The organism is Sphingomonas ginsengisoli An et al. 2013 (genome assembly GCF_009363895.1).
In the GTDB taxonomy this organism is placed as follows: Bacteria; Pseudomonadota; Alphaproteobacteria; order Sphingomonadales; family Sphingomonadaceae; genus Sphingomicrobium; species Sphingomicrobium ginsengisoli.
On the sequence record NZ_CP045434.1, the window covers coordinates 2,656,427 to 2,670,322 of the forward strand.

13 protein-coding genes and 1 tRNA gene are annotated in these 13,896 nt (G+C 68.3%); 4 read left to right on the plus strand and 10 right to left on the minus strand.

All coding sequences use genetic code 11. The annotated features are described in order from the left end of the window. Positions 1-29 precede the first annotated feature (29 nt). Both GCU42_RS12985 and GCU42_RS12990 read right to left on the minus strand, forming a co-directional pair. Positions 30-1,040: an NAD(P)H-dependent flavin oxidoreductase gene (locus tag GCU42_RS12985; RefSeq protein WP_114228619.1), complete on the minus strand. Its 1,011-nt coding sequence runs from the start codon at positions 1,038-1,040 to the stop codon at positions 30-32. Continuing rightward, positions 1,037-2,272 (minus strand): aspartate kinase, encoded by a 1,236-nt coding sequence (locus GCU42_RS12990; protein ID WP_114228618.1) that lies wholly within the window; start codon positions 2,270-2,272, stop codon positions 1,037-1,039. The genes GCU42_RS12985 and GCU42_RS12990 overlap by 4 nt, the downstream gene beginning before the upstream one ends. Positions 2,273-2,333: 61 nt before the next feature. Here GCU42_RS12990 and ubiG point away from each other — a divergent pair, with 61 nt between their 5' ends. After that, a complete protein-coding gene (gene ubiG / locus GCU42_RS12995; protein ID WP_114228617.1) occupies positions 2,334-3,065 on the plus strand; it encodes a bifunctional 2-polyprenyl-6-hydroxyphenol methylase/3-demethylubiquinol 3-O-methyltransferase UbiG in 732 nt (243 codons plus the stop codon). On the opposite strand, the gene GCU42_RS13000 is transcribed toward ubiG, so the two are convergent. Continuing rightward, on the minus strand, positions 3,022-4,326 hold the full coding sequence (locus GCU42_RS13000) for an MFS transporter (protein ID WP_114228616.1): 1,305 nt from the start codon (positions 4,324-4,326) through the stop codon (positions 3,022-3,024). The two genes, ubiG and GCU42_RS13000, sit on opposite strands and share 44 nt — an antisense overlap. A gap of 161 nt (positions 4,327-4,487) precedes the next feature. On the opposite strand from GCU42_RS13000, the gene GCU42_RS13005 reads away from it, so the two are divergent. Both GCU42_RS13005 and GCU42_RS13010 read left to right on the plus strand, forming a co-directional pair. Then, positions 4,488-5,969, plus strand: a complete 1,482-nt coding sequence (locus GCU42_RS13005; RefSeq protein WP_205215012.1) for an ATPase domain-containing protein — start codon at positions 4,488-4,490, stop codon at positions 5,967-5,969. Positions 5,970-6,094: 125 nt separating this feature from the next. Continuing rightward, the gene (locus GCU42_RS13010; RefSeq protein WP_240309532.1) at positions 6,095-8,002 is read left to right on the plus strand and encodes an ATP-binding protein; all 1,908 of its coding nucleotides are present in this window, start codon (positions 6,095-6,097) and stop codon (positions 8,000-8,002) included. Here GCU42_RS13010 and GCU42_RS13015 read toward each other — a convergent pair. The 4 genes from GCU42_RS13015 to GCU42_RS13030 all read right to left on the minus strand — a co-directional run bounded on the left by GCU42_RS13015 (position 7,999) and on the right by GCU42_RS13030 (position 11,018). After that, the gene (locus GCU42_RS13015; protein ID WP_114228615.1) at positions 7,999-8,670 is read right to left on the minus strand and encodes a glutathione S-transferase family protein; all 672 of its coding nucleotides are present in this window, start codon (positions 8,668-8,670) and stop codon (positions 7,999-8,001) included. The genes GCU42_RS13010 and GCU42_RS13015 overlap by 4 nt on opposite strands. Before the next feature lie 50 nt (positions 8,671-8,720). Further along, positions 8,721-9,173, minus strand: a complete 453-nt coding sequence (locus GCU42_RS13020) for a hypothetical protein (RefSeq protein ID WP_114228614.1) — start codon at positions 9,171-9,173, stop codon at positions 8,721-8,723. Between the two features lie 69 nt (positions 9,174-9,242). Then, a complete protein-coding gene (locus GCU42_RS13025) occupies positions 9,243-10,043 on the minus strand; it encodes an undecaprenyl-diphosphate phosphatase (RefSeq protein WP_114228613.1) in 801 nt (266 codons plus the stop codon). A gap of 3 nt (positions 10,044-10,046) precedes the next feature. Beyond that, complete coding sequence (locus GCU42_RS13030) at positions 10,047-11,018, minus strand: complex I NDUFA9 subunit family protein (protein WP_114228612.1); 972 nt, start codon at positions 11,016-11,018, stop codon at positions 10,047-10,049. A gap of 124 nt (positions 11,019-11,142) precedes the next feature. On the opposite strand from GCU42_RS13030, the gene GCU42_RS13035 reads away from it, so the two are divergent. Beyond that, positions 11,143-11,229, plus strand: a tRNA-Leu gene (locus GCU42_RS13035). A 214-nt stretch (positions 11,230-11,443) separates the two neighbouring features. Here GCU42_RS13035 and GCU42_RS13040 read toward each other — a convergent pair. Genes GCU42_RS13040 through GCU42_RS13050 form a run of 3 tightly spaced genes read right to left on the minus strand, consistent with a single transcriptional unit; the run spans position 11,444 to position 13,685 of the window. After that, positions 11,444-13,012, minus strand: a complete 1,569-nt coding sequence (locus GCU42_RS13040; RefSeq protein ID WP_114228611.1) for a recombinase family protein — start codon at positions 13,010-13,012, stop codon at positions 11,444-11,446. After that, a complete protein-coding gene (locus GCU42_RS13045; RefSeq protein WP_114228610.1) occupies positions 13,009-13,443 on the minus strand; it encodes a DUF2924 domain-containing protein in 435 nt (144 codons plus the stop codon). The genes GCU42_RS13040 and GCU42_RS13045 overlap by 4 nt, the downstream gene beginning before the upstream one ends. After that, positions 13,440-13,685: a DUF3489 domain-containing protein gene (locus GCU42_RS13050; protein ID WP_114228609.1), complete on the minus strand. Its 246-nt coding sequence runs from the start codon at positions 13,683-13,685 to the stop codon at positions 13,440-13,442. The genes GCU42_RS13045 and GCU42_RS13050 overlap by 4 nt, the downstream gene beginning before the upstream one ends. Between the last annotated feature and the right edge of the window lie 211 nt (positions 13,686-13,896).

Genomic DNA, 13,896 nt, shown 5'->3' on the forward strand with positions numbered 1-13,896 from the left:
CCCCTGGTTAGGCCGCGCAGGCTATCGCATCATCCACGGCGGGCAAGGGCGGCGGCGGCTTCGTCGACCAGCTCGGCGATGATCTCGGCGGTCGGCTGCTCCCTGGTGACCATGCCGACCGACTGGCCGGCCATCACGCTGCCGGTCTCGACGTCGCCGTCGATGACCGCGCGGCGCAGCGCGCCCGCCCAATAATGCTCGATCTGGAGCTGGGCCTCGGCCATCTCGAGGTCCTGCTCGTCGAGCGCCTGAGCGATCTCGCGCTGCTTGGCGGCGAAACGCTCGGTCTCCTTGTTCTTGAGCGCGCGGACCGGGATCACCGGCAGGCGGGGGTCGATTTGGACGCTCGGCACCGCGTCGCGGGCGGAGGCGCGCAGGAAGGCCTTCTTGAAATTGGGGTGGGCGATGCTCTCGGTCGCGCAGACGAAGCGGGTGCCGAGCTGAACGCCAGCCGCGCCCATTTCGAGGTAGGCGGCGATCGCCTCGCCGCGCCCGATCCCGCCGGCGACGAACACCGGGATGTCGGCGGCGATGTGGGGCAATATCTCCTGCGCGAGGACGCTGGTCGAGACGGGGCCGATGTGGCCGCCGGCCTCCATCCCCTCGATCACGAGCGCGTCGGCGCCCGAGCGCATCAGTTTCTTGGCGAGGCTCAGCGCCGGGGCGAAGGCGATCAGCCTGGCGCCGGTGGCCTTGATCTTGTCGATCGCCCCGGCCGGCGGCAGCCCGCCCGCGAGCACGATGTGGCTGACCCGGTGCTTGCCGCAGACCGCGATCAAGTCGGTCAATTGCGGGTGCATGGTGATGAGGTTGACCCCGAACGGCTTGTCGGTGCGCGCCCTGGTCTCGGCGATCTCGGTGTCGAGGAGCTCGGGATTCATCGCCCCGCAGGCGATCACGCCGAACCCGCCGGCGTTGCTGATCGCCGAGACGAGGTTGCGTTCGGAGACCCAGCTCATCGCCCCGCCGAGGATGGCGGATTGGCAGCCGAGGAAGTCGGTGCCGCGCGACCAGAGTTCGTTCAGGCGCTGCGCGCTCATGCGCCGGCTCCCACCGGGGCGTCGAGGCCGAAGGCGGTGTGGAGCACCCGCACCGCCAGTTCGAGTTCGTCTTCGGCGATCAATGCACTCACCTTGATTTCGCTCGCGGTCACCGCGAGCAGGTTGATCCGGCGCTCGGCCAGCGTGTCGAACATGGTCGAGGCGAGCGCGGGGTTGGAGCGGATGCCGACCCCGACGATGCTGACCTTGGCGACCCGATCGTCAGTCAGCAGCGCCGAATAGCCGATGTCGCCCTTCCACTCGTCGAGCACGGCGAGCGCCTGCGCCAAGTTGGCGCGGGCGACGGTGAAGGTCAGGTCGGAGGCGCCGTGGTCGGGGGTGGCGGCGTGGACGATGAGGTCGACGCTGATGCCGGCCTCGGCGAGCGGGCGCATCACCGCCGCGACGGTGCCGGGACGGTCGGCGATCCCGGTCAGCGTGATCCGGGCCTCGTTGCGGTCGGCGGCGATGCCGGCGATGGCGTTGCGTTCCATGTTCGGGTCCAGTCGTTCGACAATGGTGGTTCCGGGCTTGTCCTCGAAGGCGGAGAGGACGCGGAGGGGGAGCTTCTCGCGCATCGCCAGCCCGACGCTGCGCACCTGCAGCACCTTGGCGCCGACGCCGGCCAGCTCGAGCATTTCCTCGAAGGTGATCTGGGTGAGCTTGCGGGCGCGCGGGACGATACGGGGATCGGTGGTGTAGACGCCGTCGACGTCGGTGTAGATGTCGCAGCGGTCGGCGCCGACCGCCGCCGCCAGCGCCACCGCGCTGGTGTCCGAACCGCCGCGGCCGAGGGTGGCGATGCGGCCTTCGCCGCTGACGCCCTGGAAGCCGGGGATGACGCACACCGCTCCCGAGCGCAGCGCCTCGTCGAGGACTGGGGTCTCGACCGCCTCGATCCGCGCATTGCCGTGGGCGCCGCTCGCCTGGACCAGTTGCCAGCCCATGAAGCTGCGCGCGGTGACCCCGAGGTTCTGGAGGGTCATGGCGAGCAGCCCGGCGGTGACCTGCTCCCCGCTCGCCACCACCACGTCATATTCGCGCGGATCGTGGAGCGCGGCGGCCTCGCGGCAGAGCTGGACGAGGCGGTCGGTCTCGCCGGCCATTGCCGACACCACCACCAGCACTTCGGCGCCGCTCTTGGCTTCGCGCTGGACGAGCTGGGCGACGCTGAGGATCCGCTCGATCCCGGCCATCGACGTGCCGCCGAATTTCATCACGATGCGGGGCATGGGGGGCTTGGGCGCCAAGGTCCTGATGGTGGAAGGGGCGAGGCCCTGTTACGGGCGGGGCATGGCAGAGACAAGCATCGTGGGCCGCGAGGCCGCGCACTTCGGGGCGATGGCCGGCGACTGGTGGGATCCGCACGGCGCCTCGGCCATGCTCCACCGGCTGAACCCGGTCCGGCTGGCCTATGTGCGCGACCGGATCGACCAGCATTGGCGTAGCGACGAGCGAGCGTTGCGGCCGCTTGCCGGCAAGACGGCGCTCGATGTCGGGTGCGGGGCGGGGCTGCTGTGCGAGCCGCTCGCCCGTCTGGGCGCCGCGGTCACCGGGATCGACGCCGCGCCCGAGCTGATCGCGGCGGCGCGGACGCATGCCGCCGGGCAGGGGCTGGAAATCAGCTATGTCGCGAGCGGGGTCGAGGAACTGGGCGGGCAGTATGACCTGGTCACCGCGATGGAGGTGATCGAGCATGTCGCCGATCCGGCGGCGTTCCTGGCGAGCCTCGCCGCGCGGCTGGCGCCGGGCGGGCTGCTGATCCTGTCGACGCCCAACCGCACCGGCTGGTCGAAGCTATTGACGATCACGCTGGCCGAAGGGCTGGGGCGCATCCCGCGTGGCACGCACGACTATGACAAGTTCATCGCGCCCGAGCGGATGACCGCGCTGCTGGCCGAGGTTGGGCTCAAGGTTTGCGACACCGCGGGCATTGCCGCCTCGCCTTCGCGCGGGCTGCACCTCAGCGACGACTTGCGCCTCAATTATCTGGTGAGCGCGGTTCGGGCCCAAGAGCCGGCTTAGTCTCGGGGAGGCGCCACAGCACCGGCAGGACGGCGAGCGCGACCACCGCGATCATCAGCCCCGGTGCGCTCGGCCAGCCGGTGCCGCTGCTCAGCCGCTGCGCGACATAAGGGGTGAGGCCGCCGAAGATGGCGGTGGCGACGGTCGCGCCGAGCGCGAGCCCGGTCAGCCGTGCCTCGCCGGCGAATTGCTCGGCGGTGGCGACCGCGCCGACCGCGCTGACGCCGCCGGCGAGGCAGGCGAGGACCAAGGTTCCGCCGAGCGCGAGGGCGGGGGAGCCGCCGGCCATCAGCCAGAACATGGTCGCCGGGAGCAGGGCGCTGCCGAGGCAGAGCAGCAGCAGAGGCGGCTTGCGGCCCCAGCGGTCGGCGGCGAGCCCGACCAGCGGGGTAACCAGGATCACCGCCACCGCGGCACCCGTCGACCACCACAGGCTGGTCGTCTCGCTGCGCGAGCCGACCGAGGTAAGGAAGGCCGGAACGTAGGAGATGCCGACGTAGTAAGTGATCGAGCCCAGCGCCGAGATGGCGAAGCCGCGCAGGATGCCGGCGCGATGGTGGGTGAGGGCGTGGCGCAGCGGCTCGCTCGGGACGGTCCCCGCCGCCTGCTGCCGCTCATATTCGGGGCTTTCAGCGACGGTGGTGCGCAGCGCCCAGACGCCGGCGGCGAGCAGGGCGCCGAACAGGAAGGGGATACGCCAGCCCCACTGCTCGAGCGCGCCGGGCGGGACCAGGCTGACGATCAGCGCCGAGAGGAAGACGGCGAGCAGGCCGCCGACCTCGCTCGCCGCCGCCGCCAGGGAGGTGATGAGCCCGCGGCGGTGGGCGGGGGCGCCTTCGAGCAGGTAAGCGACGACGCCGGTATATTCGCCGCCGACCGCGAACCCCATCACGCAGCGCAGCAGCATCATCAGCACGCCGGCGAGGCCGCCGACCTCGGCATGGGTCGGCAGCAGCGCCATCGCCAGCATGGCGGCGGTCATCAGCGCGACGCTCAGCAGCAGCGAGCGGCGGCGGCCGTGGCGGTCGCCGATATGGCCGAAGAAGAGCGCGCCGAGCGGGCGCAGCAGATAGGCCAGCGCGAAGCTCGCCAGCGTGGTCAGCAGCCCCGCCTCGCCGCCGCCGAACATGACGCGCGAGAGGACGGTCGCGAAGTAGAGGTAGAGGGTGAAATCATACCATTCGACGATGGTCGAAAAGGCCGCGATCGCCAGCGATCCGCTCGGTACGGGCCGGTGCGGCGAGAGGAGGGGCTCAGGCATCGGGCAAGTCTGTCCGACTTTGGCGCGGCTGGCCAGCGAGGCCTTGCGACAAGGCGGTTGTTCGTCGTCCGGCAATCCGCCAAGGCGAGGCATAGCGAGGGGACCTAAAATGGCCCGGTTCGTTGTTGCCCGGCAACGGCAGGCGTGGAGGACAAGCAGTTATGGATCGGCCAGCCGACGCGGCGACGGGAATTGCCGGGCTCGATGACGTGCTCGGCGGCGGGCTGGAGCGCGGCCGCGTGTTCCTGCTCGAGGGAAGTCCGGGGACGGGCAAGACCACCGTCGCGCTCGAATTCCTGCAGACCGGTGCCAAGCTGGGCGAGAGCTGCCTCTACATCACGCTGTCGGAGACCGAGGATGAGTTGCGCTCGACCGCGGTGTCGCACCATTGGGACCTGAGCGGGATCGAGATCTTCGAACTGATCCCGCCCGAAAGCCTGCTCGACGAGGATCATCAGCAGAGCCTGCTTTATTCCTCCGACCTCGAGTTGGGCGAGACGACGAAGCGCATCTTCGAGACTTTCGAGCAGGTTCGGCCCGAGCGTGTGGTGCTCGACAGCCTGTCCGAAATCCGCCTGCTGGCGCAGAGCTCGCTGCGCTACCGCCGCCAGATCCTCTCGCTGAAGCATTATTTCGCGCGGCAGAAGGCGACCGTCCTGCTGCTCGACGACCTTACCAGCGATGCCAACGACAAGACCGTCCACTCGGTCGCGCACGGTGTCGTCCGGCTGGAGGAACTGTCGCCCGAATATGGCGGCGAGCGGCGGCGGATGCGGGTGCTCAAGTATCGCGGACGGCGTTTCCGCGGCGGCTATCACGATTTCGCGATCCAGACCGGCGGCGTGCGGGTCTTCCCGCGGCTGGTCTCGGCCGAGCATCGCGGCGTGGTCCCGCGCGAGATCACCCGGACCGGAATCCGCGAACTCGACGACCTGCTCGGCGGCGGGATCGAGCGCGGGTCGAGCATCCTGATCCTCGGCCCGGCCGGGACCGGCAAGTCGATCGTCAGCCTGACCTTCATCCGCGACGCTGTCGCCCGCGGTGAGAAGTGCGCGATGTTCGTGTTCGACGAGGAGCTCGGGCTGCTGTTCACCCGCGCGCTCGGGCTCGGCATCGATCTTGGCAGCATGGTCGATTCGGGCGCGCTGTGGATCGAGCAGGTCGACGCCGCCGAACTGACGCCGGGCGAATTCTCCGAGCGGGTGCGCGTGTCGGTCGAGGGGCATGGCGCCCGCACGGTCGTGATCGACAGCCTCAACGGCTATCAGTCGGCGATGCCCGGCGAGCATGCGCTGGTGCTGCACATGCACGAGCTGCTGCAATATCTGAACCGCAAGGGCGCGACGACCATCCTCACCGTCGCCCAGCACGGGCTGGTCGGCGACATGAAGTCACCGGTCGACATCACCTACCTTGCCGACACGGTGGTGCTGCTGCGCTATTTCGAGGCGACCGGCCGAGTTCGCCGCGCCATCTCGATCGTCAAGAAGCGCACCGGCGCGCACGAGGATACGATCCGCGAATATCGGATCGACCGCGGCGGGTTGACGCTGGGACCGCCGCTCGACAACTTCCAGGGTATCCTGCGCGGCGTTCCGACGATCGTCGGCGAGACGGCGTTGATGGGTGCGCCGCAAGCGTGAAGCGCACCACCGTCTCTGAACGTGCCCTGGTGCTCGCTCCACGTGGGCGCGACGCTGCCATCGCGGCCAGCATGTTGCGAGAGGCGGAGATTGACGCTGTCGTCACTGCCGGGCTGCCGGAGCTGATGACCGAGCTCGACAGTGGCGCGGCCTTTGTCGTGGTCACCGAGGAGGCGCTGACCAGTGCCGACCTTCATCCGCTCGCGGCCTGGTTGGCCGACCAACAGGAGTGGTCGGACCTGCCCTTCATCCTGCTGACCAACCGCGGCGGTGGGCTCGAGCGCAACCCGGCCGCGGCGCGCTTCCTCGACGTGCTCGGTAACGTCACCTTTCTGGAACGGCCGTTCCATCCGACCTCGCTGGTCAGCCTGGCGCGATCAGCCCTGCGCGGTCGCCGGCGCCAGTATGAAGCGCGCGCGCGGCTGATCGACCTGCGCGAGAGCGAGCTGCGGTACCGCACGCTGTTCGACACCATGGACGAAGCGTTTTGCGTCATTCGTTTTCTGGACGGACCGCAGGACGATTATCTCATCACGCAGGCCAACCCCGCCTACCAGCGGCACACCGGCATCGCGCAGGATCTGGAGCATACTGCGCGCCAACGTTTCCCGGCGGAAGCCGACCGCTGGATTCCGTTGTTCAGGGAGGTTCTTCGCACCGGGGTGCCGCAACGTTTCGAGCTGGCGATGCCCGGCGCGGAGAGGATTCTCGAGCTCGCGGCGTTCCGGGTCGAGCCCGCAAGCCGCCGGGAAGTGGCGCTGATCTTTCAGGATGTGACCGACCGCAGGTCATCGGAACTCAAACTGCGCGAGCTGAACGAAACGCTGGAACGGCGGGTCGAGGAAGCAATCGGCGAGCGCGAGGTCGCGACCGCGCAATTGCACGAAGCGCAGAAGCTGGAGATGATCGGGCAGCTCACTGGGGGGGTGGCGCACGACATCAATAATCTGCTGACCCCGATCACCGGCGCGCTCGACGTCATCAACCGGCGCTATGCCGAGCAGGACCCGCGCGCCGCACGGCTGCTCGACGGGGCGTTGCAGTCGGCCGAACGGGCCAAGATCCTCGTCAACCGGCTGCTCGGCTTCGCCCGGCGCCAGACGCTGGAAACGCGCCCGGTCGATATCGAAGCGCTGCTCGAGGGGATGCGCGACCTCGTCACCAGCAGCGTCGGGGCCAACATCGAAGTGCGGATGGAGGCGGCCGGCGACGGGCTGACCGCGCTCGCCGATCCCAACCAGCTCGAGCTGGCGATCCTCAACCTGTGCGTCAATGCGCGCGACGCGATGGTCGGCGGCGGGGTGCTGACGATCAGCGCCAAGCGATTGCGCTTCGGTCCCGATCAGGCGGGGGCGCTGCGCCCCGGCTCCTACGTCCGCGTGCGGGTCTCCGACACCGGCACCGGCATGAGCCCGGCGACGCTGGCCAAGGCGGTCGAGCCCTTCTTCTCGACCAAGGGCATCGGCAAGGGCACCGGCCTCGGCCTGTCGATGGTCCATGGACTCGCCGCCCAGCTCGGCGGCAAGTTCGAGCTCAGCAGCAAGGCCGGGGAGGGCACCCACGCCGACCTCTACCTGCCGGTCGCCGAGGAGGCCGCGCGTGCGCTCAAGAGCCACCTCTCGGGCCCGCTCGCCGAATTGGAGCCGCTGTCGATCCTGCTGGTCGACGACGAGGACCTCGTCCGCACCGGCACCGCTGACATGCTGCGCGAGCTCGGCCACACGGTCCACGAGGCGGCGGGCGGGGCGCAGGCGCTCGCGCTGATCGCCAAGGGCGCGCCGATCGACGCGCTGATCACCGATTACATGATGCCGCGGATGAGCGGGGCGGAGCTCGCCGAGCGGGCGCTGGCGCAGCGGCCCGACCTGCCGGTGCTGATCGTCACCGGCTATGCCGGCGGGGATCTGGAGTTGAGCCTGCCGCAGCTGGCGAAACCGTTCCGCCAGAGCGACCTCATCGACGCACTCGCGCGGGTCGTCCGCAAGGCGGGCAGGGGCCGGCCGCAGCCGCCGCTGGCGCGGGCCGCGGGCTAGAAGTCGACCTTGTCGTAGTGGGCGGGGGGGACGATCACGTCCATCCGCTCGGCGAGCAGGGGACGGAAGCTCGGCCGCGACTTCATCACCGCATACCAGTCCTTGGTCTGCTTGTGTCCGCGCCAGTCGAGCGCGCCGAGATAGTCGATCACGCTCAGTTGCGCGGCGGCGGCGAAGTCGGCGAGGCTGATCGCCGGTCCCGCCATCCAGCGGCGGTGGTCGAGCAGATAATCGAGATAGTCGAGGTGGTTGTTGCCGACCCGCATCGCGTCGCGCAGGACGCGGGTGTCGGGGCTTTCCTTGTTGACGAGGCGCTTGCGCATCCGCTCGACCATCAGCGGCTCGACCACTTCGCGGAACAGCTTCTCGTCGAACCACTCGACCAGCCGGCGGATCTCGGCGCGCATCGCGGCGTCGCCGACGATCAGCGGCGAGCGCTGGACGGTTTCCTCGAAATATTCGGCGATCGGCTGCGAGCCGATCAGCGTCAGCCCCTGGTCGGGCTCGACCAGCACGGGGGTTTCGCCGGCCGGATTGAGGTCGACGAACTCGTCGCGCCGCTCCCACGGATGTTCGCGCAGCAACTCAACCGCGACGCCCTTTTCGGCCAGGACCAGCCGGACCTTGCGGGAAAAGGGACAGAGCGGGAATTGAAGGAGCTGCCACATCGTTTCGTGGCTTTAGCGGCTCGCTCCGGCGCGTCCAGCCGGACGCTTTGTTACATTCGCGGATAGGCGGGCGAGGGCAGGTTATCGAGCGCCCGGGCGACGTCGTCGCCGGCCTGATTGAGCGCGCGCTGGATGACCGGCAGCGCGCGCGCCATCGACTGCGCGCCATGCTTGAGCGTCGCGCCGTTGCGGGCGATGCCGCGATCGACGTCGCGCTCGTCGATCCCGGCGACGTCGCGGACCCGGCGGTTGCGGTCGGCGCGGGTGACGGGACGATCCTCGATCGCCGCCTGCACCTCGCCGACGGGCAGGTCGAGGAAGGCGTGGCTGAGCGCGCGGAGCACCGGCACCGCGCGGTCGACGATCTCGCCGTTGGCGATCTCGGGCGGCAGCTGCTGCGACGGGGGCGGCCCCGCATAGGGATCGGGATAGGGGTAGGGCATGGGCTGCGCCATGGCGGGGGCGGCCACGACCAGGCCGGCGATCAGAAGGGGGATACGCATGAGCAGTCCTCGCGCCGAATCACGAACGACCCATCCTACTGATTTTTGATGAGACTTTCCTGAACGGCGCTAGCGGAGCGTCAGCCACGCGAGCGCGGCGGCGCCGGCGACGATCCGGTACCAGGCGAAGGGGGCGAAGCCGTAGCGGGTGATGATCGCCATGAAGCTCTTCACCACCGCGACCGCGACGAGGAAGGAGATGAAGGCGCCGAGCAGGATGTAGCCGCCCATCCCGCTCTGGAGTTGGTCGTGGTGTTTATAGAGCTGGAGCACGGTCGCCCCGGCGAGCGTCGGCACGGCGAGGAAGAAGCTGAACTCGGCGGCGGTGCGGCGGTCGACCCCGAAACTCATCGCGCCGAGAATGGTCGCGCCCGAGCGGCTGACGCCCGGCACCATCGCGAGGCACTGGACCAGCCCGATCATCGCCGATTGCTTGAGGCTGACCCCGGTGATGCCGCCGGTCTCTTGCGTCTTCGCGAACCGCTCGACCAGCAGGATCGCGACGCCGCCGACGATCAGCGCCGCGGCGACGACCGTCGCATTGCCCAGCAATTCTTCGATATATTTGTCGAAGGCGAGGCCGAGCACGACCGCGGGGATGAACGCCACCAGCAGGTTGCGGGTGAAGATCAAGGGGCCGTGCTGGAGCCCGAACAGGCCCTTGGCGACGGTCCAGAAGGTGCGCCAGTAGAGCACCACGATCGCCAGGATCGCGCCGGGCTGGATGGCGACGTTGAACAGCGCCCACTTGTCGGCATTGAAGCCGAGCAATTCGGTGGCGAGGATGAGGTGGCCGGTCGAGCTGACGGGCAGAAATTCGGTGATCCCCTCGACCAGGCCGAGGATGATGACGAGCAGCAGGATGGGCATGGTCTAGCCGACGCTCGCCTGGCTGCGGCGCTGGCTGCGTTGGAAGCGGCCGCCTTCCTCGAACCGACCGAGCCATTCGGGGGCGACGCTGGCGAGCGGGGTGGGGGCGATGCCGAAGGCGGCGAGGCCGGGCATCCCTTCGTGGACGACATTGTCGTGTGCCAGCATCAGCCACTGGTCGCGGGTCAGCGGAGCGCCCGGGAGGAAGCCGAACCGGCTCATCGCCGAGCCGACGAAATCGGGCAGGTCGACGATGTCGGGGGACTGGCCCGCCGCGCTGGCGATGGCGGCGTTCAATTCATGCATCGTCATCACGTCGGGGCCGCCGATCTCATAGGTTTCGCCGCCGAATTCCTCGGGGTCCTGCGCCGCCTCGGCGATCGCCTGGGCGAGGTCGCGGACATAGACCGGCTGGAAGCGCCGCTGGCCGGCGAGCACCGGCAGGACCGGCAGCCGTGCCATGCTGGCGAAGCGGTTGGTGAGTTGGTCCTCGGGGCCGAACACCAGACTCGGCCGGAGGATGGCGGCGTGGGCGAAGGCGGCGCGCACGGCTTGTTCGCCGAGCCCCTTGGTCGACCCGTACCTGCTCTCGCTCTCCGGGTCGGCGTTGATCGCGGAGACGTGGACGAAGCTTTCGGCGCCGGTGGCGCGGGCCAGCTCGGCCGCCTTGCCGGCGCTGTCGGCCTGGATCTGTCCCAGATTGCCGGTGAAGGCGCCGACCAGGTTGATGACGCCCCACGAGCCGGCGATCGCCCGGTCGAGGCTGGCCGGCTTGCCCATGTCGATCGAGACGAGCTCGAGCTGGCCGACCGCGGCCAATGGCTGGAGGAAGTAGGCGCGGCGCGGGCTGCGCTGGGCGACCCGCAGGCGGACGCCCGATTTCAGCAGCTGCTCACAGACGTAGCGGCCGATGAAGCCGCCGCCGCCAAGGACGGTGATGATGCGCGTGCGCCAGTCGATTGCCGGGTCGATCATGCTGGCAGCCCTAGCCTCGGCCCGGGGCCCGAACAAGGCGGCGCCGAACAGTTCATCCAAAGCCGTTGACAGTCGCGCCCACGCTCCCCTAAGCGCCGCCGCCTACCGCAGACGATGCTCCTGTGCCCAGGTGGCGGAATTGGTAGACGCACCAGCTTCAGGTGCTGGCGCTCGCAAGGGCGTGGAGGTTCGAGTCCTCTCCTGGGCACCACTACTAAAACCTAAGTAAAAGTGGGGAGGGGCCAGGTATAGGGCCTGCCCAAGTTTCCGCGCGTTCTTATGACCTTGCGCGCGACCGACGCATCTTGTTAGTGTCGAACTTCTATCTCTGCTGTCGCTGTACTGCCATGGATAGTGCATAGTTCTCTGGCGGCGCATTTCGGGAGGCCGAGATGCGATGCAGAACTTGATGGTAATTTGGGGCGCTAAAGGCGGAGTGCTTTGCGCTGCGCTTCCCAGGCGAGAGGCATCTCTTCGCAGCGCAGGAAGCGCTGGGTCGTCAAATCGGCGGGCTGCCGCCCTTCGATGATGGTGCTCAGGACTTCGGGCGCCAGGAACGAGATCTTGAGCATCCGCGCGCGATGGCGCGGACTGAAGTGATCCACGAGCGAATCCTTGGTGCCGGTGAGGGCTGAAGTGCGCACCGCCATGGCCAGCGCGACCATCCTGACGAGCGCGGGATCGGGCTCCTGATGCACACGGTCAGCGGCGGTGATCACGCGCCGTTCGTTGCCGCGGCTCGCAAGGCGGATGGCGATCGACTGCGGCGCGGAGTCCCTGAGTTCGATCGTGATGTGATCCGAGGCGAGCTTTGCCTTCAGCGCCAAAGCCAGCAGCTGTCTGCGCTGCTCAGGCACTGGCAGGCTCGGCAACCGCTCGGATGACGTACGGCTCTGATCCAAGGAAGCGATGCATCCCACTGAGGCTGCCTGCTCAAGCATCGCCTTCTGGACAAGGCTGATCACCGCACGATCGACCTCAGCGGCGGGAACACGCCAGGCGGATTGGCGGGCTTCACCCGGCGCGATCCGACTGACGTAATAGTGGTGGCGCTTGCCACCGCGGCTTGTGAACACCGGGGTCATCGGCCGACCATCCGGATCGGTGAGCATGCCAGTGAGTAAACTTGGGAAGCGGGTGCTCACTCCGACCTTCCGTTCGTTGCGGTTGATCGCGAGAATTGCCTGCACCTCCTCCCACAGGGCGGGGTCGATGATCGCCTCATGGTCGCCGTCATACAGTTCATCGCGATGCTTGACCTTGCCGATGTAGAGGGGGTTCTTGAGCAATCTTGCGAGTGGACCACGGTAGATGGTTTTGCCGCCAATGACGCGGCCGCTGCCTTGGGTTCGCTGGGTGGTGGTGACGCCTTCCTGTGCAAGCTCGTCGACCAGCCGGACGATCGACCGAACCTCGGCGTAGCGCCGGAAAAGTATGCGGACCGTCTTTGCTTCGACGGGCTCGATCACCAGCTTGCGATCGCGCACGACGTATCCGAGCGGCGCGGGGCCGCCCATCCACATGCCCTTGCGTTTGGACGCCGCGATCTTGTCGCGGATCCGCTCGCTCGTGACCTCGCGTTCGAACTGCGCAAAGGACAATAGCACGTTGAGCGTCAGCCGGCCCATGCTGGTGGTGGTGTTGAAGGCCTGGGTCACGCTGACGAACGAGGCGCCTGCCTTGTCGAGGATGTCGACGATGCGGGCGAAGTCCGCGAGGCTGCGGGTCAGGCGATCGACCTTGTAGACGACGATCACATCGACCTTGCCGGCTTGCACGTCGCTGAGCAGCTGCTGGAGGGCAGGGCGCTCCATGTTGCCACCCGACCAGCCGCCGTCATCGTAGAGTTCGCTGGCCGCCTGCCAACCCTCATGCGCTTGGCTGAGGATATAGGCGCCGCAGGCCTCTCGCTGGGCATCGAGGCTGTTGAACGACTGCTCGAGCCCCTCCTCGGTCGACTTGCGCGTGTAGATGGCGCAGCGGCGCGGCTTCACGCGGCTCTCTTCCGCGCGGTCACGCCGAAGAAGCGCAGACCCGACTGGTGGGTGCCGGTGATCGCTCGCGCGACCTCGGTCAAACTGCGATAGCGCTTGCCCGCATGCTCGAAGCCCTGGTCGAGCACCACCACTTGGTAGGTCGTGCCGTTCCATTGGCGGATGAGCCGGGTACCCGGCCGCAACGACGGTCGTGGCGGCGCCAATGCTTCGCCGCTTCGGAGCCGAGCCAGCACTCGATCGATATCCCGTCGCACTGACGACGGCAGGTCGCCGTGCACGCGCGCTTGCAGCTTCCAGGCAATCCCGCGCCGCAGCAGGTCGGGCCCGAGGTTTGGCGCCGGCTGGCGCCAGACCTCGCGCCACAATGCGCGCAGTTCGGTCGGACGCATGCCCGGTAGCTGCGCGATCTTTTCCTCGAGCGCGGTCACGCGGCGAGATCCTCTGCAGTGACTGCTGCAGGCTTAGGCACTAGCCGGTAGCTGATCGCGCCGTCGCTGCGCTGCTCCTTCACCACCTCAGCGGTCTTGCGCACACCTGACAGGAACGCGCGGACGCTATGTTCCTGCCACGCAGCCGCTTTGCACAGTTCTGGCACGGTGGCGCCGCGCTCGCGCGTCAGCAGTTTACGCAAGATTTCCGACTTGCTCGGCATCTTCTTGGTCTTGGGCATAGGTCAGTCTCCGCGGGCGACATGCCTGCACTGACCAAGGCCGCGGTAGCGGGGAGACGCTGCGCGGCGGTGCCGAGTCGATCACCTGCGGCACGTCAACAGCAATGCTCTAGTTGCGGGCGAAGTCCAGTCGCAGGCAAAGTGAACTACGCCCTGGGTAATGAAGCGTGGCTAACCAAACAGACCTTCGTTCAGCTTCGCCGATGTCTTC

Coding starts and splice junctions, on each gene's coding strand:
- GCU42_RS13025 (WP_114228613.1), bottom strand. CDS start 10,043: ATGCCCATCCTGCTGCTCGTCATCATCCTCGGCCTGGTCGAGGGGATC.
- GCU42_RS12985 (WP_114228619.1), bottom strand. CDS start 1,040: ATGAGCGCGCAGCGCCTGAACGAACTCTGGTCGCGCGGCACCGACTTC.
- GCU42_RS13030 (WP_114228612.1), bottom strand. CDS start 11,018: ATGATCGACCCGGCAATCGACTGGCGCACGCGCATCATCACCGTCCTT.
- GCU42_RS13050 (WP_114228609.1), bottom strand. CDS start 13,685: ATGCCCAAGACCAAGAAGATGCCGAGCAAGTCGGAAATCTTGCGTAAA.
- GCU42_RS13010 (WP_240309532.1), top strand. CDS start 6,095: ATGACCGAGCTCGACAGTGGCGCGGCCTTTGTCGTGGTCACCGAGGAG.
- GCU42_RS13000 (WP_114228616.1), bottom strand. CDS start 4,326: ATGCCTGAGCCCCTCCTCTCGCCGCACCGGCCCGTACCGAGCGGATCG.
- GCU42_RS12990 (WP_114228618.1), bottom strand. CDS start 2,272: ATGCCCCGCATCGTGATGAAATTCGGCGGCACGTCGATGGCCGGGATC.
- GCU42_RS13020 (WP_114228614.1), bottom strand. CDS start 9,173: ATGCGTATCCCCCTTCTGATCGCCGGCCTGGTCGTGGCCGCCCCCGCC.
- GCU42_RS13015 (WP_114228615.1), bottom strand. CDS start 8,670: ATGTGGCAGCTCCTTCAATTCCCGCTCTGTCCCTTTTCCCGCAAGGTC.
- GCU42_RS13005 (WP_205215012.1), top strand. CDS start 4,488: ATGGATCGGCCAGCCGACGCGGCGACGGGAATTGCCGGGCTCGATGAC.
- ubiG (WP_114228617.1), top strand. CDS start 2,334: ATGGCAGAGACAAGCATCGTGGGCCGCGAGGCCGCGCACTTCGGGGCG.